The sequence below is a fragment of the Mesorhizobium sp. M5C.F.Ca.ET.164.01.1.1 genome, from assembly GCF_004792125.1.
In the GTDB taxonomy this organism is placed as follows: Bacteria; Pseudomonadota; Alphaproteobacteria; order Rhizobiales; family Rhizobiaceae; genus Mesorhizobium; species Mesorhizobium wenxiniae.
Genome location: NZ_SRTG01000025.1, coordinates 1 through 11,571, shown reverse-complemented (window position 1 = coordinate 11,571; position 11,571 = coordinate 1). Strand labels below are relative to the sequence as shown.

At 57.0% G+C, this 11,571-nt stretch carries 8 protein-coding genes and 3 pseudogenes; 1 reads left to right on the top strand and 10 read right to left on the bottom strand.

Going from position 1 to position 11,571, the window contains the following annotated elements:
* The 6 genes and pseudogenes from EN807_RS31940 to EN807_RS31915 form a co-directional block, all read right to left on the bottom strand.
* A pseudogene (locus EN807_RS31940) lies at window positions 1–883 on the bottom strand (transposase); the annotation flags it as partial.
* 352 nt (window positions 884–1,235) lie between these two features.
* Window positions 1,236–1,376 (bottom strand): hypothetical protein, encoded by a 141-nt coding sequence (locus tag EN807_RS35900; RefSeq protein WP_164759637.1) that lies wholly within the window; start codon window positions 1,374–1,376, stop codon window positions 1,236–1,238.
* Window positions 1,377–1,631: 255 nt separating this feature from the next.
* Window positions 1,632–2,357, bottom strand: a complete 726-nt coding sequence (locus EN807_RS31930) for an FkbM family methyltransferase (protein ID WP_127209772.1) — start codon at window positions 2,355–2,357, stop codon at window positions 1,632–1,634.
* 949 nt (window positions 2,358–3,306) lie between these two features.
* A complete protein-coding gene (locus EN807_RS37110) occupies window positions 3,307–4,113 on the bottom strand; it encodes a hypothetical protein (RefSeq protein ID WP_245485749.1) in 807 nt (268 codons plus the stop codon).
* Window positions 4,110–4,928 (bottom strand): recombinase family protein, encoded by an 819-nt coding sequence (locus tag EN807_RS37105; RefSeq protein WP_245485750.1) that lies wholly within the window; start codon window positions 4,926–4,928, stop codon window positions 4,110–4,112. Before EN807_RS37105 ends, EN807_RS37110 begins: the two co-directional genes overlap by 4 nt.
* Window positions 4,922–5,389 (bottom strand): DUF5372 family protein, encoded by a 468-nt coding sequence (locus tag EN807_RS31915; protein WP_127209774.1) that lies wholly within the window; start codon window positions 5,387–5,389, stop codon window positions 4,922–4,924. Before EN807_RS31915 ends, EN807_RS37105 begins: the two co-directional genes overlap by 7 nt.
* A gap of 44 nt (window positions 5,390–5,433) precedes the next feature.
* Between EN807_RS31915 and EN807_RS31910 the strand changes: the two are divergent.
* Window positions 5,434–5,565 (top strand): annotated as a pseudogene (locus EN807_RS31910) (ATP-binding protein); the annotation flags it as partial.
* A gap of 59 nt (window positions 5,566–5,624) precedes the next feature.
* Here the strand turns inward: EN807_RS31910 and EN807_RS37100 are convergent.
* From EN807_RS37100 to EN807_RS31895, 4 genes and pseudogenes are all read right to left on the bottom strand, one after another.
* Window positions 5,625–6,071 carry a hypothetical protein gene (locus tag EN807_RS37100; RefSeq protein ID WP_245485752.1) on the bottom strand — a complete coding sequence of 149 codons (447 nt, stop codon included), beginning with the start codon at window positions 6,069–6,071 and terminating at the stop codon, window positions 5,625–5,627.
* A gap of 358 nt (window positions 6,072–6,429) precedes the next feature.
* Window positions 6,430–6,526, bottom strand: a pseudogene (locus EN807_RS37545) (transposase DNA-binding-containing protein); the annotation flags it as partial.
* 663 nt (window positions 6,527–7,189) lie between these two features.
* Entirely contained in the window at window positions 7,190–9,817 is a 2,628-nt protein-coding gene (locus EN807_RS31900) for an HAD family hydrolase (RefSeq protein ID WP_135937895.1), read from the bottom strand.
* 1,089 nt (window positions 9,818–10,906) lie between these two features.
* Window positions 10,907–11,467 carry a PfkB family carbohydrate kinase gene (locus EN807_RS31895; RefSeq protein WP_189522653.1) on the bottom strand — a complete coding sequence of 187 codons (561 nt, stop codon included), beginning with the start codon at window positions 11,465–11,467 and terminating at the stop codon, window positions 10,907–10,909.
* Window positions 11,468–11,571: the final 104 nt, after the last annotated feature.

The following is an 11,571-nucleotide window of genomic DNA, read 5'->3' as shown; positions in this document are numbered from 1 at the left end:
GGGACCGGGCTACGGATCGGCTCTGCCTTGGCCGGAATCAACGCATCAATGCCGCGACGCTCGAGCGCCCCGAACACTTTCGCGTAGGCATAGCCGGCATCGGCAGTGACGGTGCTAACAGATAACCTGGTCGACACCATGGCGGCTTCGATCCGTTCGACGATCATCTGTCCCTCGTTGATCTCCCCGGTGGCCACGGCAACATCGAGAACTACCCCGCGCAGATCATCGACGATGGTATGCTGTTTGTAGGCGGGCTCCAGACGGCGGTTGCGGGCGTTTGTCGCCATGCTCGCATCGGGATCCGTGATGCAGACTTTTTTGAATTTTCCTGTCTTGCGGCTTTTTCTGATCGCTGCCTCCTCATCTGCATTCGCCGCGCTCACCGCCTCAAGGTGGCGCACCGCCAAGCTATCCAGCTGACGTCGGCGCGGATTAGCGAAGCATCGACATGAATGACTTCGCCCTTGGCGATTTTGGCGTCGATACAGGCTTGTACAGTGCGCTCAAAGATCCGCTGGAACCGTTCTTCACCCCAGCGCTGGCGGATTCTCGTCAACGAAGAATGATCGGGCAATGCCTCATGGAGGCCGTAGCCGACAAACCACCGGATCGCGATGTTGACCTGCGCCTCCCGCATCAGCCGGCGATCATGCACAATTCCAAGCAGGAAACCCGCGAGCATCAGGCGTACAGCCACCTCGGGATCGATGCCGGGGCGCGGCCATTGTCGGTGCAGTAGAGGTTCGCCACCTCGTCGCGCAGCCAGGGACAGATCCAGCACACGATCGACCCGCGCGAGAATATGATCATCAGGGAGAAGCTGTCGCAGCGAGCCAGTCATGAATAGCTCAAGCTGATCGCGCTCCTTCCGTCCAAGCATCGCGAACCCCTCCAGAGAATCAACGATTTCTCAATTGAATCAGCAGGACGAGACTTCTTCAACAGCCCCACGTAACAGCGCTGCCAGACTGCCTCGGGCAGGACTTCGCGGATCGCTGCCCTGAGCCCCGGATGGTTGCGGAAACTAACCCGCTCCGTTGCGAGATCATCGAACCGGGAACGAGTCCTGGCGCTTCAAAAGCCGCTCGCAAAGCTAAAGCCGAGCCAATCAGCCGCGCCCGATCAGGCTGCGCAACCCCGACCAGCTCCGCCTGATCCGGCCTCCACATCGTGCCTCTCAAAGCCCCGACCGGGGTCCCTTTACGCGAAAATACGGGGTCCCGATTCCACGATCATTGACCAATGAAGGAGGTGAGAGAGATGCCGATCAGCGCGTCGGCGGCATGGGTCGTCCCGTCAACCCCTCCCGCTTTGCGCGGCCTTGCCACCAGCCAGTGGCCCTCCGGAGGAAGCTCGACCTCAATATTCTGCACGCTCCTGTCGCCAATTCGGCCGATCACCTCGAAAAAAGCCCGGCCTCTCGAGGCGCCTCGCTGTCGGCTATGCGGTCCACATATCCATTTACGCCGTTGGACTCGGAACCAGTCTCAAACATTGCCGGTGCAGTGAGCGGGTCCGCACCTCGCTTCCACAGCCGCACGGTCCGCGTCCGGTATTATATCGGAATAGGTGTCCAGTTTCGTCTCGGAATCACTGTCCGAAATCATTCGAATACGCAGGCCGCTGTATCAGGTCAATCGCTCGAAGATGACGTTGATATCAGTCATTGCAGCAAGCCGGTATGATCTGCATTCCATCAGATTAATGATTTTGGCGCTGATGCCCTTTAGATAATGCTCATTTGGCTCGCATTGGATGACAGCAGGTCTGATGCGCTCGTAGTCGATAGCCTTCACGAGATCGTAATCCAGTCCTTCGCAATCAATCGACAAAAAGTCGATCTTATTGGCATAGGGAGACAACAATTCATTGATACCGATCGCGCTCACCTCGATATCTCCTCTGATACCTCCTATACCGTTGAAGTCGCCGAAGCTTTCAACATGTGCCTTATCCACAGAGGAAAGCTCATGGGCGTTTCCGATGAAGAGCGTGGCGGACGCGTGCGGAGCGGGCAAGACAACGGATTGCACGAGAACGTCCTCAGGGCGCGCAGTGCGGATCAGCGCTTCCAGCTCAGGATTGGGCTCAACCAGAACACCTCGTGCGCCTCTTTGGTACATAAGATAGGTGCTTGAGGTGGAGATGGGGTGATTAGCGCCAATCTCGACATAGAAGACATCGGCCCAAGACCTTTGGGTCTTCCAGAGTTTTGCAGCCAATATTCCTTCGACAATGACGTCTTCTCCAGCTTGTGCGTAGCTAGCCGGAGCGAAGTGCTTGATCCGAGAGTTCGGCAGATTGAGCCTAGCCACCTCCTGGTTTATGGACTGGTTTTCAAACTGAGACAACATAGCTAGCACTCCAATGTAACCTGCGATCTTGGGACGGGCCGTTACGACAGTTTGCCGCGGCGGCTCTTGGTTTCATCCCAGCAATCGGTGTGCCACGTGTGGCATGCGGTGCTCGTTACTTAGCCAGAGCGAGCACGCGCAACCGTTGAAATGGCCGCGACATGTTGTCGGATTCGCGACATCGGCGCCACCAGATAGTCCGGCGACTTGCCGAAGTGACGTGCAAACAGCGAAACCTGCTATTAGCGGCGGGTCTTGAGCGCGAGGATGCGCACTCGATGTCATCCCTCATGCGCTGCCAAAGGTGCGTAATGACAGGTCAAAGAACTCAAGGTCTCAAGTGCCGTCTTGAGGGCGGATCTCCCTGCCTTCGACCGCGTTTTGACGGGCCCCGTGGCTGGTCCGATAAATCTTTACTGAGCGCAGGACGGATTCGTCCCGCGGTCTCGAACCATCCTCCAAATCTGTGAGCCTGCTACCGTTATCGTTCGACTCGGTCACCTGGCGCGTTTGGCTCCCGGCATGCCAACCTCCTTCAAAGTGCAAGCCTGGCCGCCGGGTCCGTTAAGCTTTCTCAATGCCGACGCGAGCCAGCAGAACAGACTGTCGTATTCCACCGCTAAAAAGAATGGAGTAGAACGCCTGCAAAAGCCCCGCCGGCTGCAGCTTCTCCGGCGGGACGCATGGCCAGTCCTCGGCGAAATACAGCGCATCAGATTGAAGTGATCACCTCGGTGGAGCGGCGTCGGCGCTGGTCCCGGGAGGAGAAGGAGCGGCTGTCGGGGCAACGTTTGAGCTGGGGGCCAGGTGTTTCGGAGCTTGCGCGATCGGCCGGCACTCATGTGAGCCAGCTTTTTCCGGTGGCGCAAGGAGCTCTGCCAGATCTCCGCGCCGCCCGTTGTCAAGCGAAGTGAGGATTTGACCCCTCCTGTTGCCTCACCGAAGAATGTTACCTAACGATGGCGGGTTGAAGAATCGGGGAGATCGCCATCCAGTCGCCATTGATGATTTCAACGGCTGTCTCCTCACGCCAGGCTTTCACGGCTATTTGCACCGTCCGCAGGCTTTTGGTCGTGAACCGTGCTTGATCGATGTTCATCAGCCTCTGCAGCACGAGGGCTGCCGAGAGTGTCGGCTCGGCCTCCAACCATGCCAGAATCTGAGCTTCATAGGGCTCAAGCATGCTCGGTCTCTTGGGATAAGGCTTTGTCCGCCGATACGGCCTTTTATGGGTGGGTCGCACCTCACCGCCCTGCCAAGCCGTCTTCAGAGTTGCAGTGAAGCGCTGCAGATCGATGACGACCGGTTCCTGTGGCGTTGCTTGCCCTCCACGACGATCGACGCGTCTTCCCAAATCTTCCTGCGCCGCACGGATGCCGGTGAACAGCATCACCGGGTCCGCCGTTGCGACCATCGCACGCAACAGCTCCTTGTCGACCTCCGCCACCTCGGGACGGGCCAATACACGCTCGACCGGCGGCGCTGGTGGATGATAGCGCTTGATCACGCCGATACGGGTCTTCTCTCGCAGCTTGAACGAGGGCTGGAAGAGATTGCCGTGCAGCCGCACTGCGTCATAGAGACGAACAAGCGCCGCCGTGGCTTCCGCACCCACGAACCTGCCATAGCCGACCAGGCGACGAACGATGGCACCCTTCTTCTGCTCGACCCATGCCTGATCATTCTTCCGATAAGCACGGGAACGCGTCACTTCCAATCCTTGACTTCTGCACCAGGAGACCACGAGTTCATTCATGAAGGCGCTGTCATTGTCAAAGTCCACGCCTTGAAGCGGAAAGGGGAACAACGACCTAGCCCGCTTGATGGCAGCGATGAAGACCACTTTCTCGCGTCCGCACCGGCAACGCACTCGGTCCAGCTTGTGGCGATATCGGTCAAGACCATCGTTTGCACAAAGCTGCCGGGCGAAGAGGTACCGGAATGGGCAACGAAGTCGACCTCGACATATCCGGGCGGCGGATCGTTCCAGTCGCCGAAGGTGCGCACCGGAACCGACCGACGCACCGCAGAACTCAGTCCGGCGCGACGGCGCAGCTCGCCGCGTGCCGCCTTCTGACGTTCGCCCTGATGGAGCCGCTGCCTGATCTGGTGAAGCTCCGCCTCGCTCATGATGCCGGACAAGCCGAGCAGCAAGCGGTCATGGTAGGCGCAGGGATCATAGAGACGTTCGCCGTCGGCAATGATAACGCCGAAGAGCGCGCACAAATCGAGGAGCTGATGCCAATCGCGGTTGTTGCGGGCAAGCCGGGAAGCGTCAAGGCTGAGGACTAGGCCGGCATTGCCCAATCCGATCTCCGCGATCAGCTTCTTGAACCCCAATCGCTCGACGGTCCCGGCTCCGGATTTGCCAAGATCTTCGTCGATGACGTGCACGCGTTCATGCGGCCAGCCGAGGGCGACGGCACGGTCGACGAGGCGGTATTGCAGTTCCGTGCTTTCCTGATGATGCCGCACCTGGTTCACGGAAGACTGGCGGACATAGATGTAAGCGAGCTTACCGCGATGCGCGGCCGTCACACATTCGACCGGTCTATTCGGCGCTCTCAACATGCCGATCCGCCGCTATCGGCACGCCCGTTGATCGCATCCGCAAAAGAAGCCGCGCGACGCTTTGCGTGATCTGCTTCTGCGTTTCCGCCGGCAGGTCGAACCACAGGCGTGGTAGTTTCGCTACGGATGGGACTGGAACTCTGATGACTGTCTGGGACGCAACGCGGCACGGATTCGACTGAATGTTCATCGCGAATCACCTCCTCGACACGGGAGGTCAACGTGCTGTTCAAATGGTGCAGCAATGTGAGCAGCGTTCGGCCATTGATGCGAGCCAACGATTTCGACGCGCCTTGTTCTTCCGGCGACGCCTCTGCAAGGTCGGTCACCGAGCGCCGAATTGAACGGCGGCGGCCGTCAGGCAGTCGAACAACGACGAAAGCCGGACCGCGCGCAGAATGGGACGACACGAGTTCCAGACGCTGACCCGAGAGCCCGTGACGCGGGTCGATGACTGTCAAATGAGACACCACCCCGTCGAGAATGGTGGCAGCATTGGATGTTTGGTGATCCCACCCTCGGCGACGCGATTCTGGATCGCCTCGTTCACAAGGCTCACCGCCTTCAACTTACCGGAGAAAGCATGCGAAAACACAGCGCTCGCGCCCACGCTCTTGACGCAGCCGCAAACACCTGAATCAATGAACAAGTCGGTCGAAGCGGCCGCTCATGATCGCGTGAAATACCTGCTCACGATCAAATGAAATGAGCGCTCGCAATCGAGTGAAATGGCTGCTCACAATCAGCGAAATGCGCAGAGAGATCTTCGACCGGTAAGTTGGTCACCAGCTTCCAGTCGATCGGCTCGCGACCGGGCGGCGGATTCTCTTCAAGGGCGTGGATGTAAGTCAGAACCTGCGGACTGTAGCGCTTCTGTTTGCCCACGGGCGGCAAGGTGTTGATGGCGGCGAACTTCACCTGCAGCCAGGTCGTCTCGTCCTGATCGACCGTAATGCGATGACGTCCCGCCCAAGGCGCCGCCGCAAGTTGGGCAAAGACGCGATGAGCAGGATCGTGTGAGGCAGCATCGGCAGGCCGCTCTGCCAGCCTGTTCGTCTGCACCCGCACGAGGAAGCTGGTACCAAGGTCCTGCGCGGTGCAATAGAGCTCGTAGATGTCGCTCTCCCGGTCACCCACATGCACGCAGCGCTCGGGCGCGCCAACGAGCGCGATGGACTGGCGCAGGTTCTCCAGCCAGCGTAGCTCTCCTTCGTCTCGATCGGCACGCGCGTGGGATTGATGTGCCGCTTGAGCGCGAGCGTTCCCTTGAATTTCTTTCGGGTCCAGAACTTCGCCGCCGTCAGACCGAGGGTGTGCCGGTGAGGGTGACGGCCAAGCTCGAATGCATCTGCACCCCGCACAAGGTCAGCACGTTGGGCTGCCCGGCCTTGTAGCGCCCGGCGTGGATGGTTTTGGTGAAACCGATTTTGCCCGGCTGCGCGCGGCTGTAGATAAATTCGGTCGTGTCCTGCAGGATGAGGATCGGACCTTCGCTCGCCGCAGTCGCGGCGAAATGGCCAGCGAGAACGCTATGTTCGGTCACGCGGATTGTCAAAGAAGCGGTAGGCCGCCTTCGCCGCCGCCCAGTCGCCGCACGCCGCCGGGATTGGCTTGCCCGGCGCAGCTGACATCTGATCCAGCAACCGTTGCAGCCGACGGGCCAGACGCTTGTCGGGAAGGGCCGCCGCAGAAAGCTCTTCCTCCTGCCAAGCAGCTCTCGCTGCTGCTGGTCTTGTCTCGCATCCGTGACGCCTCCGTTATTCGGCGTCACGGACAGAATCACGGCAGATTCATACGGGGCTATAGGCCCGCCCACGATGTGGGTAATCAGAAGCTTCACCGGATGGGTACCGAACACCGGCTTTACCGTCGACGAGGTTGATATGAGGAGTGTCAAGGCTGGCTCCCCCTTTGTATGGGTCCGTTGGTTTGCTGTGTCCAAGTCCGTCCAGTTTATATGCCGTCGCTGTCCGAAACAGCGGCCCCATCCCGCTTGCGGTGGACAAGGACTCGGAGGACGAGACCATTCTGAGACAACCGCGTTTGACGCCGCGCTACTTCGGTGTTTCCGGTTGGCCAGCGACTGGCACGTTTAGCCTCTAACGTGAGATGTTTTGGCGACCTCACTTCGCCACCGCGCCGGTCGCTGTCCACCTCCTCACAATATCTGAACAGTTCCCCATTTCCATCGTCGCCGACCGCGCACCCCGCCATCCTCCGAATCACTTCGGGGCCAATGAATCATCGCTGCGCAGCCGGCTCTAATTTTCCTTACTAAGCGAGGCCCCTGATCTCAGATCAGATGATCTCGAAACCAGCGGGCGAAAGATCATACAATAGTATTGAGGCGCTTTGGACTTTTGCAAATCACAAGAATGTATTGTCGCGACACTTGCCTGCGACAGGCACCGGAAAATCTCTCCTTCCCGGTTAATTTCTTCCAGTTCGAGAGAGCTCGACAGATTCCTGCGCACGCTTCCTGCGCCATCCACAAGTTGTATGCTCACGATCTGCAGCCATTCGTAATGCTCTCCCAGAAGCATTTTTACACTCGCTTTAGTCACACATGGCAGCATAATGGAGAAATATCCGCCATGCAGGTGGTGTGCCCTAAGTAAAAATGCCTGGGACTCGTGTATGCTCCCTATCGAGATTTTCAGAGGTGAGAAAAGCACATTCATGTCTTCTGGGAATAGATCAAGCATAAATCTTTTTTGTACAAGCCAGCTGAACGTGAAGTCAAGCCCCAAGCTGCGCGTTTCGTATGCACCCAGGCGGTAAGGTGAAGGCAGGCACCTCACATTTTTCCAAGCACTTTCTAGGTTAAAGATCGTCTTCTTGCGATCTGGCCCCATAAGTCTCTCTTCCTGGAAGTCCTTGAAATAATCCAACTCCGCCTCAACAGGCATGTAGACATGACGAAATAGCGCCGCATGGGCGGCTTGCTGCAAGATAGAATAATCATGGGTCACACCCGACGAGGTAAAAAACGCTCTAGCATCATTGATGAATCTCAGGCATTCGTCCTGAACCTTCGCTACCTTATCGTACTGATTTTCACTTATCTTGCTATTCTCAATAACTGGATCGCCATTCAAGTTATAGTCCACAAGCTCTCCTTCTTTGGAGGCGCAGCACTGTTCCAGCAAATCGTAATTCCAGGAGGTTGTGGTAATAAGTGCTTTGCTGTTCGCTGAACGGAGAACTTTGTCCGGAGCAGACAAATATAGACCAAGTATGTTAACATTTAAATCTTCGTTAAAGGTTCTGGCCAAATAATCTTGCGTATTGCCGCAATAACCTATGTCGGCCAAAATAACGGTGTCGCCTTCCCGCAATTCCAACTCCTTTGAAAGGTAGAGCTTCAAGCGGGCACGCAAAGCACATGACTTTTTGAATATTAACTGCAACACATCGTCGTCGCGCAGCAACTGATGGAACGCCGTTTGCGGATCGGCAGATTGATGGGCGATCCGTATTAACAATTCAGTCACTTCGGGCGGTAGCAAAAGCTGTTTTGCAGTGGCATGGTTATTAGATTCGGGGTGGATCCGGCTGAGATAATAATCGACATCGGCGCGGGTTTTGAAAGAGGAGGCAATAGCAAGAAATTTGCGGATTCGTACCAGTTTGCCGATGGGCTTGCGCGCATAGGCTTCACAGGCAGCTGAAAGAAGATAAGCGTCACGCAACAGAAAGAAGACTCTTACACGCTTGCCCTGCTGCTCCAGCGACTCCACCTCGTCCATGAGAAAACGGGCATAGGCGTACAGCACCGGGCCAAACGACATGTAGCCGATCACGGTCTCAGGCGCGTACGGCTGCAGGTTTGCTACAGAAAAGATTGCCCGAAACGGGCTATAGCAGGGCAGCATAACGGATTTCGGTGCTGCTTCCTCGAATATAATCAGCGAAGATGCCGCGTGCTGTAGGCGCAAGAAGTCTGTGACCTCACGATCAAACGGCAGGAAATGTAGCGTACGGACGCCCAATTTCCGCGGCGCTTGCACGTCGGCTATGTTATTGTCGCCAATGTGCAGTAGTTGCGATGCAGGCACGCGACACTCTTTAATAACACTAGTAAAGAGAGCATGGCTCTTAGAAGTGCCATAATCGACTGAGCAGTAAATCTTCGTAATTGCCTGCATAACATCTTCAGGCAAATGCCGAGCCAAGAGGCGCCTTAACTCGCCTTCGCGCAAATACGTGTCGCTCACGACGATAATTTTGATACCGCGGGAGTGCGCCAGTCTGATCAGTTCTATGTACGGCGGGAACGCAAAGCAAATATTCATTTCGGTTCGGATTTCCGCCTCGGCCAGTAACTCCCGTTCCTCACGAGAAAGCGACCTAAAAACCCGATAAATATCACCTATATCGATTTCGCTGGATCCATTCTCCAAAAGCTTCGCTCGATAGGCATGCGCAGCAGCGATAATGCGTTGGTGAGGAGTTATTTCTAAGCTTCGCGCGACAGGGTTATCGGCCAGCACGGCAAAAACATCTTCAGGCGTGGCTGTCTTGCGCCATAGCAACGTATCAAAACAGTCAAGTGAGAGTACCTTTATGGAGTTCCCGAAGTGCGTGAGTATGTTTGCGATATCATGGGCGTTTATTCGCGCCATGTGGTGTGCGTCGCCCTTGTTGCTCGAAAACAGGCAATCCTCCCGGCTTTGCCGCTGGGTAGCCTCTCCTGTTAGACAGCCTCCGTCTGGACCCGTTGCATCAGAGTGACCGATACAGCAATTGCGATCATCCCCGGAAAGACACGGCAAGACCTTGCCATACAGATCAGGATTGAACCTCTCTATGTGAAACTTATCGGCGGCCTGTGGGGCGCTATCGACTTGCCTCATCTTTGCGGCCAAGCGCTCTAGTACGTACTGCATACAGCTTCTCCTTCGCACACCCGCAATCGTTCTGGATGAGATCTTCTCGCTTGTCGTCCTCTCTTGGGCCTTGCCCCTCCGCATCGGCAAAGTGTGGAGGTAAGCGGCAACCGCCTTCGATACGGAGCGTCCAAGGAGCCGGCAATCATAATCGGGAGTCCTGAACTGGTTTAGGGACTTGGGTTCGAACAGGTCTGCGGAGCAAAACTCCGCTGTCCTACCGCCAGACGATCCGACCTCATCGTTGCCGCCCCCGTTTTTGTAAAAACGAAATGCGGCTAGCGTCAAAATACATCTGACCATTGGTTGACTCATCTGCGTCTGCTGGAATGACTTTGACAGGTTATCATTGCTATATGTTTCGTCAATATGGGTACGGCAGTGCCACAAATGCTGCCAAGTAGTTGATTATGTTGGTGGCAACTGCAGTTTTTTCATCGTGACGGCACGTGATGTTTTGATGAAGAAGTTTTACGTTTATGCATGGGGCGGTAAGCGAAAGTGCTATATCACGCGGTATGAGGTAAATGGCGAGAGACACACCGCTGGCGCCGTTGTGCGTCATGCAACTAGGACTTCAGGCGCACGTTGTAGCAGATGAACGCGCTGAAGCGATGTGCGCTGCTGCCCTGCAGTGCGTCGTCACTGCCTTCACTCCGCCAACGTTCAGACGGCTAAAAGATGGATTGCAAATGCACTTTGTCTTGAGTGAGGTGGAACGAAGCGGGTCCGCAGGGCGGCGAAGATAGAATCGAAGCGCTGACGGGTTTCCGGTCATACGAAGCCGCGCATGGTCCGCGCTCGTTTCACATCGGCAGCTGGAATTCTTGGCGCCTTTGTTCAATCCTTTGTGCGACCATTGCTCTACTTTCTCGCATCCCATGCCGCCTTGCCGCCCCATATGAGCGCAGCTAGTGATCATGCGCTTCCACACGCGGGCGGCCTGGTTCTTCGACAATCACTCGGATGTCTCGGTATTGCGGCGGTTCCGAACAATCGCATCGTGGATAGCCATCCTGATCGACAGCGCATACCCCAGTACGTCTTGCCCTAGATGGAGACGGCATGCGGATCCCGGTCCATCGTCTCCTAAACCTGCAGAGCGATGCCTTGTATGCCGCGACGCTTATCGGTTCGGCTGACCGCCAACCAGTCCGCACCTGGCTCGGGACCGGGATCATGGATGTCAACGTCCGCAAGGATCTCCTTCGGCAGTGCGCGGCCAGGTGCGGGATTAAGGATGGTCGTCAGCCCCCGCGCCTTGCCGATGGCAAGCGCGCGTGCCGCGGTCTCGACTGGTATCTCGAGCTGTGTGAGCAAGATGCCCGGGCTCGTCCAGGTGGCCGCGAAGGTTTCGACATCGGTCCCCGTGAGCCGCGCGTTGGCGCCGGGATCGGTGATGATGCGGTTCTCGCCTGCAGCGTCGAGAATGATGATCCCGGCCATCGTCGGTGTCCCGACCATCTGCCTCACTGCCGAGCAGTCGACGCCTTCGGCGCGCCAGAGTTGCACTGCCTCGTCACCGAATCTGTCGGCGCCCACGCCCGCCAGCAGTTTGCATCTGGCGCCGAGACGCGCAGCTCCAATAGCCTGGTTAGAGCCCTTGCCGCCATTTCCGAAGGCAAACCTGGCACGTCGCCCACAATCCAAAACGCAACTCCGTACGAGCCGACGACATAAACTTCGCAGGTGGGCATCATCTGCTCCGGCCGATTAATTGGCGTGGTTGAGCGATCGAGGCGCTCTTGCGCTCG

Coding starts and splice junctions, on each gene's coding strand:
- EN807_RS37105 (WP_245485750.1), bottom strand. CDS start 4,928: ATGTTGAGAGCGCCGAATAGACCGGTCGAATGTGTGACGGCCGCGCAT.
- EN807_RS31900 (WP_135937895.1), bottom strand. CDS start 9,817: ATGCAGTACGTACTAGAGCGCTTGGCCGCAAAGATGAGGCAAGTCGAT.
- EN807_RS37110 (WP_245485749.1), bottom strand. CDS start 4,113: ATGAATGAACTCGTGGTCTCCTGGTGCAGAAGTCAAGGATTGGAAGTG.
- EN807_RS31930 (WP_127209772.1), bottom strand. CDS start 2,357: ATGTTGTCTCAGTTTGAAAACCAGTCCATAAACCAGGAGGTGGCTAGG.